The organism is Arthrobacter sp. NA-172 (assembly GCF_043952055.1).
Classification (GTDB): Bacteria; Actinomycetota; Actinomycetes; order Actinomycetales; family Micrococcaceae; genus Arthrobacter.
This window is the reverse complement of record NZ_JBINOT010000001.1, coordinates 471,885-485,046: the sequence shown is the minus strand read 5'-3', so window position 1 is coordinate 485,046 and position 13,162 is coordinate 471,885. Positions and strand designations below refer to the sequence as shown.

Here is a 13,162-nt window from a genome sequence, read left to right as displayed (position 1 = left end):
AAATCACCCACTTTCAAGCGGCACGGTGCTGCCGCGGAACTCTGGAGAAGAGCATGTCTGAAGCAGTATCCACCGGCCGTAGCGTCCTCATCACGGGCGGAAACCGCGGCATTGGCTTGGCCATCGCCGAATCTTTCCTCGCCAACGGGGATAAGGTTGCCGTGACCTACCGCAGCGAGACTCCGCTCCCCGAGGGCATCCTTGGCGTCAAAGCCGATGTCACGGACGAGGCCTCGCTCGACGCAGCATTCAAAGCGGTTGAGGCTGCCCACGGTCCCGTGGAGGTTTTGGTGGCCAACGCCGGAATCACCAAAGACACGCTTCTCCTGCGCATGAGCGAGGACGACTTCACCTCCGTCATCGACACCAACCTGACAGGCGCGTTCCGCGTCATCAAGCGGGCCTCGAAAGGCATGATCCGCCTGCGCAAGGGACGCGTGGTGCTGATCTCCTCCGTGTCGGGTCTCTACGGCGCCCCGGGCCAGATCAACTACTCGGCGTCGAAGGCCGGGATGGTGGGCATCGCCCGTTCCCTGACCCGCGAACTCGGCAGCCGCGGCATCACAGCCAACGTGGTGGCTCCAGGCTTCATCAACACCGACATGACCGCTGAACTTCCCGAGGACACCCAGAAGGCTTACCTCGCGAGTGTTCCGGCTGGCCGTTTCGCCGAAGCGTCCGAGGTCGCCAACGTGGTGCGTTGGCTCGCCAGTGACGAAGCCGCCTACATTTCCGGCGCTGTTATCCCTGTTGATGGCGGCCTCGGCATGGGCCACTAGGATTTGAACAAATTGGACGTTCTAAACAAAGGAGCACGAATGGGACTGCTGGACAACAAGACGGCAATCGTCACCGGTTCTTCACGCGGCATCGGCGCTGAAGTAGCCAAGATCCTGGCTGGCGAGGGTGCCGCCGTCGTCGTCAACTACCGCCAGAAGGCCCCCCGGGCCAACAAGGTAGTGGGCGACATCCAGACGGCCGGCGGCCGTGCCGTCGCCGTCGGCGCAGACCTCACCACGCAGGAAGGTGTCCAGGCGCTGGCCAGCGCCGCCATGGAGGAGTTTGGCTCGCTGAACGTCCTGGTGCTCAACGCTTCCGGCGGCATGGAATCCGGCATGGAGGAGGACTACGCCCTCAAGCTGAACCGTGACGCGCAGATCAACATGCTCAACGCGGCGGTTCCCCTGATGCCCGAAGGCTCCCGCGTGGTCTTCGTCACCAGCCACCAGGCGCACTTCGTCGAGACCGTGCCCACGATGCCTGAGTACGAGCCGGTTGCCCGCAGCAAGCGCGCCGGCGAAGTCGCACTGCGCGAACTGCTCCCGAACCTCGCCGACAAGGGCATCTCCCTCGTGGTGGTTTCCGGTGACATGATCGAAGGCACCGTGACGGCCACTCTGCTTGACCGATCCAACCCGGGCGCTATCGAGGCCCGGCGTGCCCAGGCCGGCAAGCTGTATTCGGTGGAGGAATTCGCCGCCGAGGTGGCAAAGATGGCCACGGCCGACGTCGAAAGCGGCCACACCGAGTACGTTGGCGGCGCCGACTACTTCGGCGAGAGCGTCTAATCACCTTTTGCGGATGAAGAAACGGCCCGGGACTGTCTGATTAACACAGTCCCGGGCCGCCCTTTGTGCGTGCTCTCCTCGGTCAGACGCCGGCGATATGCCGGACTGCGTCGAGGTACGGCATGTTGATTGCGGCATCGGCTACCGCCCGGACGGCTGGCTTGGCATTGAAAGCGACTCCGATGCCCGCCGCGCCCAGCATGTCCAGGTCATTGGCGCCGTCGCCCACGGCAATGGTGTGCTCCAGGTCGATCCCTTCGGCAGATGCCCACTCCCGAAGGTATTTCTCCTTGGCCGCGCGGTCGATCACGTCACCGAGGACCTTGCCGGTGAGCACGCCGTCAACAATCTCGAGTTCATTCGCGATCCAGTAGTCCAGGCCGAGTTCCTGCGCGATGGGCCCCAGGATCTGGTTGAAACCGCCGGAGACAACAGCCACTGCATGGCCCGCAGCCTTGAAAGCGCCCACGAGTTCCGCTGCACCTTCACTCAAGCGCACCTCGGCACGAACGGCGTCGACGACGGCGGCCGGCAGCCCCGCTAGCACTGCCACCCGGGCATGAAGGCTCTGCGCAAAGTCCAATTCGCCACGCATGGCGGCTTCGGTGACGGCCGCTACTTCCTCCCGCTTACCGGCGTGCGCAGCGAGCAGTTCAATGACTTCTTGCTGGATCAAAGTGGAGTCTACGTCCATGATCAGCAGCTTGCGGGAAGCGTCGCGCAACGCGTCGGCCACGATCGCAGTGTCCATCCCGGGAGCCGCGGCGTCCGCCACCCGGCGCCGGATGCCGGACAAGTCGGCTGCAGTGGCCCCGTCAAGCGCCAAGCCAAGGGTGTAGACCCCAAAACGCTCGTCCCCTGAACGCGACTCAGACGTGAAGGAAGCCCCCGAGCCGGACAGCACCGTGCGCAGGTGTTCAAGCTCCGAAGGGGACAAATTCACGCCATAGCTGACCGCAGTCAAGTTCGAACTCATGGCTGCAATCTTAGCCAGCGCGGAACCACGGCCCGAATTACTGTTTCTTCAGGTTTGTGTTCCGCGCGACCCGCGGGCAGTGTGACCTCGTTTCGGTTATCAATCACCCCAGTTTTTGACCTAGTGTCTACTTCTATGAGTGATGTTCTTGAATTGGCTTCCGTCAGCGTTGTCCGAGGTACCAAGATCCTGCTGGACAAGGTTGACTGGCAGGTCAATGAAGGCGAACGCTGGGTCATCCTTGGCCCCAACGGAGCGGGCAAGACCACTCTGCTCCAGATTGCCGCGGCACGGATGCACCCCAGCAGCGGAAAGGCGGGGATCCTTGACGAGATTCTCGGCCGCGTCGATGTTTTTGAACTCCGCCCGCGCATCGGTCTTTCTTCCGCCGCTTTGGCCAACCAGATTCCGGAGCAGGAAAACGTCCTGAATGTTGTGGTCACCGCTGCCTATGGCGTGACCGGCCGCTGGCGAGAGGGCTACGAGCGCGACGACGAGCGACGCGCCTTCGGCCTTCTCAATGAGTGGGGCATGGGGCCGCTGCTGAACCGTTCCTTCGCATCGCTTTCGGAGGGGGAGCGTAAGCGTGTGCAGATCGCCCGCGCCCTCATGACCGACCCTGAACTCCTCTTGCTCGACGAGCCGGCGGCCGGCTTGGACCTTGGCGGACGCGAAGAACTGGTCCACAAACTCGGAGAACTCGCCCGCGACGAAGATGCTCCGGCCATGGTCCTCGTGACCCACCACCTCGAGGAAGTGCCGCCCGGATTCACTCATGCCATGCTGCTTCGCGACGGCGCGGTTGTTGCGGCGGGCCCCATCGAAGAAGTCCTGACCGCAGAGCACCTCAGCAACACGTTCGGCCTGCAGCTTGAGGTAACCGAAAACTCGGGCCGCTACACGGCCACCGCCCGCCGCTAGGCTGCGGCATTAGAAGGGGCGGCACCAGAAGCAGTGGAGATCCTTAACGGCATCCTGATTTTTTTCGCGGGCTTGTGGGCCGGAACCATCAACAGTGTGGTTGGTTCCGGCACTCTGGTGACGTTCCCGGTTCTGGTCGCCCTGGGCTACGCGCCTGTCTCGGCCTCCATCAGCAATGCCATGGGTTTGGTGGCTGGCAATGCCACCGGGGCATGGGGCTACAGGCACGAACTCAAGGGCAGGGGCAGGCAGCTACTGCGCTTGCTGCCTTCGTCGGTTGTGGGGGCCATCACCGGCGCTTGGCTGCTTCTGCACCTCCCGGAGAAGGTCTTCTACTACGCCGCGCCTGTGCTGATTGTGCTGGCGCTGCTCATGGTGCTCTTCCAGCCCAAACTCCAGCGGTGGGTCCAGGACCGGGCCGGTAATCCGGAACATGCCATCCAGGACAAGCGCCATACGGTTATGCTCGTTCTCCTCGTGTTCCTCGCCGGAATCTACGGCGGTTACTTCGTGGCGGCCCAGGGCATCCTCCTCGTCGGAATCCTGGGTGTCTTCATGACGGGCACCATACAGAACGCCAACGCCATGAAGAACATTCTGGTGTTGGCCGTCAACGTGGTGGCCGCCTGCTCCTACCTCTTGTTCGCCTTCGGCCGGATCGAGTGGCCGGTGGTCGCGATCATCGCCGTCAGCTCATTGATCGGCGGGGTGGTCGGCTCCAAAGTCGGGCGGCGCCTGAAACCGTTCGTGCTGCGCATCGTGATTTTCGCGCTGGGCCTGGTTGCGCTCGGGTTCATGATTGCCAATCTGCTGAAATAGGAACCCCGTGACCTTCCACTACCTCGAGTCCGCCGACGACCCGCGCGTCGCTGACTACACTCAACTTACCGATGTCCACCTCCGCAAGCTCCGCGAGCCGGAGGAAGGCATGTATATCGCCGAGTCCTCCCGCGTCCTCCGGCGTGCGTTGGCAGCGGGTCATCAGCCCCGCTCCTTCTTCCTCGCGGAGAAATGGCTGGAAGACCTCAACGACGTTTTCCAGCAGTTCCCTGAGGTGCCTGTGTTCATCGGCAAGGCCGCCCTGCTTGAGGAAATCACCGGATTCCATTTGCATCGAGGTGCCATGGCGGCCATGCATCGGCCGGCTCCGGTCCCGCTTGAAGAACTTCTGGCCGGGGCGCACCGGGTGGCTGTGCTCGAAGACGTTGTTGACCACACTAACGTTGGCGCCATCTTCCGTTCCGCGGCCGCACTCGGCGTGGATGCCGTGTTGGTCTCGCCGCGCTGCGGGGATCCGCTGTACCGCCGCAGCGTCCGGGTGAGCATGGGCACCGTCTTCCAGGTTCCATGGGCGCGGCTCGAGTCGTGGCCCGGTGATCTTGAACGGCTCAAGGAACAAGGTTTCACCGTTGCCGCCATGGAATTGACGGACGACGCCGTGGACCTGGACGCCCTCGCCGCAAGCAACCCCGGAAAGCTCGCCCTGGTACTGAGGCACCGAAGGTGCGGGCATGAGCCCGGAGACACTTGCCGCCGTCGACCTCGCCGTGAAGATTCCCATGCGCGCCGGCGTCGATTCGCTCAATGTTGCTGCCGCCTCCGCTGTGGCGTTTTGGGAACTGCGGCCGCGCGACTAAGCCCGTTCGTGTGGTCCTGCCGTTTCCGCTATGATTGGTTGTTGGCCCGGACGCTGAAATATGCCTATGACAGCAACGGACCACCTCCATTCATACCTGGCAGCTGGCAAAATCCAGTTGCGTGAACAAAAGGTCCCACTATGAAGTCTGATATCCACCCGAAGTACGAAGCTGTTGTTTTCAACGGCACCTGGCTTCTGGCGTCAAGTTCCTGACCAAGTCCACCGTGTCTTCTTCCAAGACCATCGAGTGGGAAGACGGCAACACCTACCCGGTCATCGACGTCGAAATCTCCTCGGAGTCCCACCCGTTCTACACGGGCAAGCAGCGCATCATGGACTCTGCAGGCCGCGTCGAGCGCTTCAACGCTCGCTTCAAGGGCTTCGGCGGCAAGAAGTAATCAACTTCACCCCAAAGCTTCAGCGAAAGCCCGCATCCACCGGCACTCCCGGCGGATGCGGGCTTTTTCGTTTTCCGGCAGGATGGAAACCATGACTTCCAGCCCCGTTCTACCGCACGACAACGTCCCCCGCCTGCATGGCGAATACAAGGTCCCCGGCGGAAAACTGGTGGTGGTAGACCTCGACGTCGTGGACGCGCACTTCGCGCATGTCTCTCTGAGCGGCGACTTCTTCCTGGAACCGGATGAGGCGCTGCAGGATATCAACGCGGCGCTGGAAGGCCTTCCGGACAGTTCGACGCCGGCAGAGATCTCCGCTGCCGTCACCGCCTCGTTGCCTGCCGACACGGTCCTGTTCGGCTTTTCCGCCGACGCCGTCGCCGTTGCTGTCCGCAGGGCATTGTCCAAGGCAAGCGGCTGGGCAGACCACGAATGGGAGGTCATCCCGCCGTCGGTGCTTCCAACGCACCTCAACGTCGCCTTGGACGAGGTGCTCACCGAGCAAGTCGGCGCCGGACTTCGCAACCCGACCCTGCGCTTCTGGGACTGGGAAGAGCCATCAGTGGTGATCGGCAGCTTCCAGTCCTTCCGCAACGAGATCGATCCCGACGGCGTCGCACGCCACGGCATCACGGTGGTCCGCCGCGTCAGTGGTGGGGGAGCGATGTTCATGGAGGCAGGCAACTGCATCACGTACTCGCTATACCTGCCGCAGAGCCTCGTGGACGGGATCAGCTTTGCCGACTCCTACGCCTTCCTGAACGCCTGGGTCATGGCTGCGCTGGAAAAGCTGGGCATTACGGCGTTTTACGTCCCGCTCAACGACATCGCGACTGAGCAAGGCAAGATCGGCGGCGCCGCGCAAAAGCGCCTCGCCAACGGCGCCATGCTGCACCACGTCACCATGAGCTACGACATCGACGCCGACAAGATGGTGGAGGTCCTGCGCATCGGTAAGGAAAAGCTGTCCGACAAAGGCACCCGCAGTGCAAAGAAGCGCGTCGATCCACTTCGCCGGCAAACCGGCCTGGCGCGGACGGAGATCATCAAAGCCATGCAGGAAGTCTTCACAGAGCGCTACGGCGCGACGGAGTCCAGCATCACCGACGCCGAATTGGCAACAGCCCGGGAGCGGGTGCAGTCAAAGTTCGGTACCGAGGAATGGCTGCACCGAGTGCCATAGGCCCCGCCCTCTTTTCACCCGGCCTGATACGAGTTCACTGCCTGTTCCAGGACCGGACTGTAGAGCGCCCAGGAATCGGCGGGAGCAGCCACAATGAGGACGCTGATCCCGTGGCTGCCTGAAACGAGGCAGGCAATCTCGCGGTAGCGGTTGTTGCCGACATGGGTCACGTAGCTGTCATCCACGCAGGAACCCGTGCCGCCGCGGAACGCCATTCCGGTTAGGCCTGCGATTTGGCTTGGCGGTGAGGAGTTCTCGTCCGCCAAATGATCCAGCCTGAAAGTGGTCCAGGTATCCAGCGACTCGTCGCCCTGCCTTGGCGTGGCATTAAGCAGTAAATCCGCAGTTCGCCCGTGGAAGACGCGACGACGGCGGACACGCTGCCGGGGTCGCTCTCCGCCGGGTTCGCTTCGGGCGGGACCGCGAGTATCCCGGTGCCGTCCGGAAGTTCCATGGTTTTCCAGCCAGCGGGTGCAGGAACCGCCTTGAACCACGCGAACGGTGCTTCTGCCGACCGGACTGATGTTGCCTTCGCGCCTTGAGCCGTGCCATTGCAGGCTGCGGTTCCCAGGATTGCGGTCGCCGCCATCAAGGAAAGCGGGACGAGCAGCGTTTGCCCGGGGCGCGCGCTACTTGTTGCCATCGCCGTCGTCCGGTCCGCCGCGATCGTCACCGTCGCGGTCGCCTCCATTTGGATGCAGCGGGGGTGGCGGAACCATCCGGGGTGGAGCGGGCGCAGGAGCAGGTACCTGGGGCACAGGCGCCTTCACGGGAGGCACCACGACGGCGGGCGGCGCCACCGGCGGTGCCGCTGGGGTCGTCGTCGGGGGCGGGACTGGACTGTTCGTGGGGGCACTCGGCGACGGTGGCTGGGAGCGCGTGCCCGGTGCGGGGACAGTCTTGGCGATAGTCGGCGAGGGCGCTGGAGCGGCGGGCTGTCCGCCGAAGCAGGCTCCCAGCAAAAGGCTGCTGCCCAGTGCTGCGATGGCAAACACGGGGCGGGGAAACGTCATTGTAAACCTCCTCAGGGAAGGCCCGGGGTGGAGCGCCCGGCCTGCAACTAAAGACGCTCCCGGCACCTCCGAGGTTCAACCCCGAGCTCAACGCCGGCCTCGCAACGCCGGCCTGCACGCTATCCGGCGGCTTGAGCCGCCAAGGCTCGGAACAGGTGGCTCCTCTGCTCGATGACGATCCGCCGGAGCGCGCGAGGAGCATCGGCGTGGGCGTCGAGCCAATCGTCAGTACGCCGAAGCACAGGGTGATCCGCCGGAGCCATGCCGGCCTGCAGATCCTGGGCTGCGGGGAACAGGCCCCGCACAATCCGGCCTGCGATCTCGATGCTGCGGGACTGCCAGACCTTCTCGAGGCATTCGAAATACGGCTCGACGAAGCCATCCAGCAGACCGGCGGGAGCAAGGGAGAAGCCTGCGATCGTCGCGCTCAGGGTCTCGTTGGAGAGCCCGGTGTCGTTGACTGCGGCATTCCATGCGGCCGTCTTGACGGCTGCATCGGGACGGGCCGCTGCGGCCAGGGCATGGCCTTCGCGTCCGGACGCGGTGTGGTCCACGGCAAGTTCGGCATCCAGTTCCGCTAGCCCGGCCGCGCCGTTGGCTGCTAGTGCCTGCCACAGGCTCCACCGAAGATCCGCATCCACAGTCAGTCCGTCAACGGTGACGCTTCCGGAGAGAATGCCCCGCAGGAGTTCGACGTAGGCGCCATCATGGCGCGACAACTCCGCCAAGGTCCTCGCCCAGGCAAGCTGCTGGTCCGAACCGGGCTCGCACGTGCGCAGCTGCCGCGCGCTTGTTTCCATGAGGCTCCGGCGTACCGCATCGCGCTGCGAAGCCGGGACGTAGCGTTCCACGGAAGTCACGGCGTTGCCCAGAATGTTGAGCAGCACGCCGATTCCCGGCTCGGAAGGGCCGAAGAGCTCGACGGCGGTGACGTACAGCGCCGCCGGTGTAACGGCGTCGCGCGCTGAATCCCACAGCGCCGTCCAGCACAGTGCCCGGGCCATGGGATCGCCGAGGCGGTCCAAGGAGGAACGAACTGTCGCCTCAGACGCTGCATCCAAGCGGACCTTGGCATAGCTGAGGTCGTCGTCGTTGACGAGCAGGAGCGCCGGACGCGGTTTGCCCGCCAGTGCCTCAACCGTGGTTTCGGCCCCTTCGACGTCGAGCTCAATGCTCTCCGTGCGAACCAGTCCGCCGCCGTCGTCGAAGTTGTAAAGACCGAGCCTGAGCCTGTGCGGGCGGTGCTCCTGTTTGCCCGTGATGGGGTCCACGGAGTCTTGGCGAAGGGTGACCGCCTCCATGACACCGTTGCCCTCGGAGATGTCGGCCGCAACGGTGGAGATCCCTGAAGTCTGCAGCCACTGACGGGCCCACGTTCCCAGGTCCCTGCCCGACGCGGCGCCCAGTGCTCCGAGAAGGTCGGCCAGGGAAGTGTTGCCGTATTCGTGATCCCTGAAGTAGCGTCGCGAGCCAGCGATGAACGCCTCGAAACCAACGTAAGCGACGAGTTGTTTGAGGACAGATGCTCCCTTGGCGTAAGTGATGCCGTCGAAGTTCTGCTTGGCTGCTTCCAAATCGGGGATGTCCGCAACAATGGGGTGGGTTGTCGGCAACTGGTCCTGCAGGTATGCCCAGGACTTTCGTTTGTTCGCGAAATTCACCCACGCGCTGTCCCAGTCCGTGGCTTTGTCCACGCCGAGGGTCCCCATGTAATCGGCGAATGATTCCTTGAGCCACAGATCGTCCCACCAGGTCATGGTGACGAGGTCGCCGAACCACATGTGGGCCATTTCGTGCATCAAAGTGTTGGCCCGGGCCTGATACTGGGCATCGGTGGCCCGCGAGGTGAAGACGTATTTTTCGGTAAACGTGACCAGCCCGGGATTTTCCATGGCACCGAGGTTGTACTCGGGCACGAACGCCTGTTCGTATTTGCCCCAGGGATATGGATAGTCGAAGAGGTCGTTGAAGAAGTCCAAGCCGTTCTTCGTCAACCGGAAAAGCTCCGTGGCGTCGAAGGACTCCTGCATGGATGCGCGGCAATAGAGCGCCAGCGGAACCTCAAGGCTGCTGCCGCCGTCGAGCGTCTTGCTCCAGTGGTCGTTTGCCTGGTAGTACGGACCCGCCAGGACGGTGGTGATGTAGGTGGAAATCCGCTTGGTAGTGGCGAAGTCCCAGCGGCTGGTGGCCGGATCGCTCGTCAGCTGTGTCCTGGCCTCCTCGGCGCCGTTGGAGGCAACTTTCCAGCCGGAAGGTGCCATGACGTGGAAAGTAAATTCGGCCTTCAGGTCCGGCTGCTCAAAATTCGCGAACACCCGGCGCGCATCGGCAGGTTCGTATTGTGTGTAGAGGTAGCACTGACCGTCGGCGGGATCCACGAAGCGGTGCATGCCCTCGCCGGAGCGGCTGTAGAGCGCGGTTCCCGTGACGGTGACCTGGTTTTCGGCCTGGAGGTTGTCGAGCTGGATCCTGTCGCCTACCACTACCTCGGCTACGTCCAGGCCTTTTCCGTTGAGGAAGACGCTGTGCACTCCGCCGTGAATGAAGTCCAAGAACGTGGAGGAACCAGGTTGGCGGAAAAGTCGATCACGCTGCGGCTCGTGTACCCCGGTATGCCGGCGTCGGCGGCTTCGCGAATGTCGAGCGAGACATCGTAGCTGTGGGTGCTGATCAGGTTTGAACGGGTGGCGGCTTCAGCGCGCGACAGGTTGTGATTCGACACCAAGCTATCTAATCATGAGCCCGACCGCGCCCAAGCCCAACAGCGCGATGAGGAACCAGGAGCCGAGGGCGACCAGTACGGCGCGGCCACCGGTGTGCAGCAGAGTGCGCACACGGACCGCGGAGCCCAGCCCGAACAAAGCGGAGGCGAGCAGTATGTCCTGGAGCCCTCCCGCGGCCTCCAGCACGCCCGGGCCCAGCCAGCCCAAGGAACGCAGGGCCACCATGGCGATGAACCCGACGACGAAAACGGGAACGATCGGCGGGAACTTACCGCCGTCGTCGTTCGCCTCCATGCCATTTCGGGACTTCCGCCGCATGGACCACCGTTGCGCGAGGCCCGCTCCGGCAACAATCGGGGCGAGCAGGACCACCCTGGTCAGCTTCACGACGACGGCGAGCGCCAGTGCCACCGGACCGGCAGTCTGAGCGGTCGCTACTACCTGACCGACGTCGTGCACGGAAGCGCCCGTCCACGCTCCGAATTGTTCGGGACTCAATCCCAAGGGGTGCATGAGCAGGGGCAGGACGCCGATGGCGAGAGTGCCGCAAAGGGTCACCAGGGCAACGGGCAGAACGGTGTCCTGGTGTTTGATGCGGCGCACCGCGGCCATGGCTCCGATGGCAGAGGCGCCGCAGATGGAGAAGCCGGTTGCTATCAGGAGGGCGCCTTCGCTGGGAAGCTTCACCAGGCGGGCCAGCCCATAGGTGCCGGCGAAACTGAGGAGCACGACGCCGGCAATCAGGACGAGCGAAAACCAGCCAAGATCGAGGACATCGACGACGCTGACCTTCAAGCCCAGCAGCACGACGCCAGCCCGCATGTGGTGCTTACCGGCGAAGTCCAGGCCCGGGCGGGCGCGTCCGGCAGCCCATGCCGCCGTGCCCGGTATATTTGCAGCTAGCAAACCCAGCGCTACAGCGGCTGTCATGGCGGGGATGGGGGGAAGCAGGGCATGGACAATGAAGGCAAGTCCAGTGGCTGCCACTGCCATGACAATCCCGGCTCCCCATCGGGAGACGGGGAACGGGAAACGTTGGGGGTGCATTCGTCAACCTTGATACATGCAAGCGCTGAAATGCGAACCGGGTTCACACTTGGTGTCGCAACATGCAGAACGCGAAATGCGTTCGTAATCGAAAAGGTGATTGTCTGAATCCCATGTCAGAGCTATTCCGGGATTACTCCGAAGCCGCCGCCCGTTCCGGCGCCTACGACGAGATGTTCGCCCCAGGCACCGTTGCCCGAAAATCGTACGGCCAGGTGGACGGCGCACTCCGCGAGCTTTCGCTCGCCGATGTCAGCGCGCGTGCCGAGTCGATGGCGCGGACCTTCCTGGACCGGGGCGTGACCTTCGATTATGCGGGGGAGGAACGGCCCTTCCCGTTGGACATCGTGCCGAGGGTGATTCCGGCTGATGAGTGGGATGTGCTTGAGCGCGGGGTCAAGCAGCGCGTGCGCGCGTTGGAGGCTTTCCTGGACGATGTCTACGGGCGGATGGCGGTGGTCGCTGACGGCGTAGTGCCGCGGGCATTGGTGACAACGAGTGCCCACTTCCACCGTGCGGTGCATGGGTTCGAACCGGCCGGCGGCGTGCGCGTACACGTATCCGGCATCGACGTTGTCCGCGATGCCGCGGGCACGTTCCGGGTGTTGGAGGACAACGTCCGGGTGCCTTCGGGAGTGTCCTATGTGCTGGAGAACCGGCGTGCGATGGCGAAAGGCCTACCTGAGGCGTTTGGGCAGCAGCACATCCGCCCTGTTGAGGAATACCCGCGCCGGTTGCTTTCGGCACTGCGGAAGACGGCGCCGTCGGGCGTAGACGACCCCACGGTGGTGGTGTTGACCCCCGGTGTGTTCAACAGCGCCTATTTCGAGCACACGCTTCTCGCGGGCTTGATGGGCGTGGAACTGGTGGAGGGCAGGGACCTGATCTGCCGTGGCAACCGCGTGTACATGCGGACCACCGCCGGCGAACAGCGCGTCGATGTGATCTACAAGCGGATTGATGATGAGTTCCTGGATCCGCTGCAGTTCCGTTCCGATTCGATGTTGGGGTGTCCCGGATTGGTCAACGCGGCCAGGGCAGGCGGGGTCACCATTGCGAACGCCGTGGGGAACGGCGTCGCAGATGACAAGCTGGTTTATTCTTATGTGCCTGACCTGATCCGGTATTACCTGCACGAAGAGCCCGTGATCGCGAACGTAGAGACGTTCCGCTTGGAGGAGAAGGAAGCCCGCGAGCAGGTCCTGGACCGCCTCGAGGAGCTGGTAGTCAAGCCGGTGGACGGATCCGGCGGCAAGGGACTGGTGATTGGTCCCGATGCTTCACGGGAAGAGCTGGACGCTTTGCGGAAGCGGGTGTTGGCGGATCCGCGCGGGTGGATCGCCCAGCCGGTACTGCAGCTCTCCACGGTGCCCACCCTTTCGGGAGACCGGTTCGGGCCGCGGCACGTGGACTTGCGTCCTTTCGCGGTCAACGACGGCGACGACGTCTGGGTGCTGCCCGGCGGTCTGACCCGTGTGGCCTTGAAGGAAGGCTCGCTGATCGTGAACTCTTCCCAGGGCGGCGGCTCGAAGGACACCTGGGTGCTCTCGGACTCCCCGCAACTGCCTGCCGCTGAGCTCCCGCGGTCCGCCATCACCATCCGCGAACAGGTCTCGGTCTGGCCTGTCGAAAGCAATTGGCGGGATCGCCAATCGGACCAGCAGCAGTGACCGGCTACGCCATGGTGCCCGGAC

Annotated in this window: 10 protein-coding genes and 3 pseudogenes; 8 read left to right on the top strand and 5 right to left on the bottom strand. The window is 63.7% G+C overall.

Annotation, left to right across the window (positions count from 1 at the left end; genetic code table 11):
- Positions 1-53 precede the first annotated feature (53 nt).
- Both ACF0H6_RS02460 and ACF0H6_RS02455 read left to right on the top strand, forming a co-directional pair.
- Positions 54-779: a beta-ketoacyl-ACP reductase gene (locus ACF0H6_RS02460; RefSeq protein ID WP_395248327.1), complete on the top strand. Its 726-nt coding sequence runs from the start codon at positions 54-56 to the stop codon at positions 777-779.
- 39 nt (positions 780-818) lie between these two features.
- Positions 819-1,568 carry an SDR family oxidoreductase gene (locus tag ACF0H6_RS02455; protein ID WP_395248326.1) on the top strand — a complete coding sequence of 250 codons (750 nt, stop codon included), beginning with the start codon at positions 819-821 and terminating at the stop codon, positions 1,566-1,568.
- Positions 1,569-1,650: 82 nt separating this feature from the next.
- Here the strand turns inward: ACF0H6_RS02455 and serB are convergent, their stop codons facing one another.
- Positions 1,651-2,544, bottom strand: coding sequence for a phosphoserine phosphatase SerB (gene serB / locus ACF0H6_RS02450; RefSeq protein WP_395248325.1), 894 nt, complete (start codon positions 2,542-2,544; stop codon positions 1,651-1,653).
- 135 nt (positions 2,545-2,679) lie between these two features.
- Here serB and ACF0H6_RS02445 point away from each other — a divergent pair, with 135 nt between their 5' ends.
- From ACF0H6_RS02445 to ACF0H6_RS02425, 5 genes and pseudogenes are all read left to right on the top strand, one after another.
- Positions 2,680-3,465 carry an ABC transporter ATP-binding protein gene (locus tag ACF0H6_RS02445; protein WP_395248324.1) on the top strand — a complete coding sequence of 262 codons (786 nt, stop codon included), beginning with the start codon at positions 2,680-2,682 and terminating at the stop codon, positions 3,463-3,465.
- Positions 3,466-3,498: 33 nt separating this feature from the next.
- A complete protein-coding gene (locus ACF0H6_RS02440; RefSeq protein ID WP_395248323.1) occupies positions 3,499-4,284 on the top strand; it encodes a sulfite exporter TauE/SafE family protein in 786 nt (261 codons plus the stop codon).
- 7 nt (positions 4,285-4,291) lie between these two features.
- Positions 4,292-5,102 (top strand): annotated as a pseudogene (locus tag ACF0H6_RS02435) (TrmH family RNA methyltransferase).
- Positions 5,103-5,242: 140 nt separating this feature from the next.
- A pseudogene (locus ACF0H6_RS02430) lies at positions 5,243-5,502 on the top strand (type B 50S ribosomal protein L31).
- Between the two features lie 91 nt (positions 5,503-5,593).
- Positions 5,594-6,685 carry a biotin/lipoate A/B protein ligase family protein gene (locus ACF0H6_RS02425; RefSeq protein ID WP_395248322.1) on the top strand — a complete coding sequence of 364 codons (1,092 nt, stop codon included), beginning with the start codon at positions 5,594-5,596 and terminating at the stop codon, positions 6,683-6,685.
- A 14-nt stretch (positions 6,686-6,699) separates the two neighbouring features.
- On the opposite strand, the gene ACF0H6_RS02420 is transcribed toward ACF0H6_RS02425, so the two are convergent.
- The 4 genes and pseudogenes from ACF0H6_RS02420 to ACF0H6_RS02405 form a co-directional block, all read right to left on the bottom strand.
- The gene (locus ACF0H6_RS02420) at positions 6,700-6,951 is read right to left on the bottom strand and encodes a hypothetical protein (protein ID WP_395248321.1); all 252 of its coding nucleotides are present in this window, start codon (positions 6,949-6,951) and stop codon (positions 6,700-6,702) included.
- A gap of 363 nt (positions 6,952-7,314) precedes the next feature.
- The gene (locus ACF0H6_RS02415) at positions 7,315-7,698 is read right to left on the bottom strand and encodes a hypothetical protein (protein ID WP_395248320.1); all 384 of its coding nucleotides are present in this window, start codon (positions 7,696-7,698) and stop codon (positions 7,315-7,317) included.
- 119 nt (positions 7,699-7,817) lie between these two features.
- Positions 7,818-10,420: pseudogene (gene pepN, locus ACF0H6_RS02410) on the bottom strand (aminopeptidase N).
- Between the two features lie 4 nt (positions 10,421-10,424).
- Positions 10,425-11,468 (bottom strand): YeiH family protein, encoded by a 1,044-nt coding sequence (locus tag ACF0H6_RS02405; RefSeq protein WP_395248319.1) that lies wholly within the window; start codon positions 11,466-11,468, stop codon positions 10,425-10,427.
- Between the two features lie 113 nt (positions 11,469-11,581).
- Between ACF0H6_RS02405 and ACF0H6_RS02400 the strand changes: the two genes are divergently transcribed.
- Positions 11,582-13,138, top strand: a complete 1,557-nt coding sequence (locus ACF0H6_RS02400; RefSeq protein WP_395248318.1) for a circularly permuted type 2 ATP-grasp protein — start codon at positions 11,582-11,584, stop codon at positions 13,136-13,138.
- The last annotated feature ends 24 nt before the right edge of the window (positions 13,139-13,162 follow it).

What these genes read in the sequence shown, in the direction of transcription:
- ACF0H6_RS02460 (WP_395248327.1), top strand. Translation starts at nt 54, where the DNA reads ATGTCTGAAGCAGTATCCACCGGCCGTAGCGTCCTCATCACGGGCGGA.
- ACF0H6_RS02455 (WP_395248326.1), top strand. Translation starts at nt 819, where the DNA reads ATGGGACTGCTGGACAACAAGACGGCAATCGTCACCGGTTCTTCACGC.
- serB (WP_395248325.1), bottom strand. Translation starts at nt 2,544, where the DNA reads ATGAGTTCGAACTTGACTGCGGTCAGCTATGGCGTGAATTTGTCCCCT.
- ACF0H6_RS02445 (WP_395248324.1), top strand. Translation starts at nt 2,680, where the DNA reads ATGAGTGATGTTCTTGAATTGGCTTCCGTCAGCGTTGTCCGAGGTACC.
- ACF0H6_RS02425 (WP_395248322.1), top strand. Translation starts at nt 5,594, where the DNA reads ATGACTTCCAGCCCCGTTCTACCGCACGACAACGTCCCCCGCCTGCAT.
- ACF0H6_RS02415 (WP_395248320.1), bottom strand. Translation starts at nt 7,698, where the DNA reads ATGACGTTTCCCCGCCCCGTGTTTGCCATCGCAGCACTGGGCAGCAGC.
- ACF0H6_RS02405 (WP_395248319.1), bottom strand. Translation starts at nt 11,468, where the DNA reads ATGCACCCCCAACGTTTCCCGTTCCCCGTCTCCCGATGGGGAGCCGGG.
- ACF0H6_RS02400 (WP_395248318.1), top strand. Translation starts at nt 11,582, where the DNA reads ATGTCAGAGCTATTCCGGGATTACTCCGAAGCCGCCGCCCGTTCCGGC.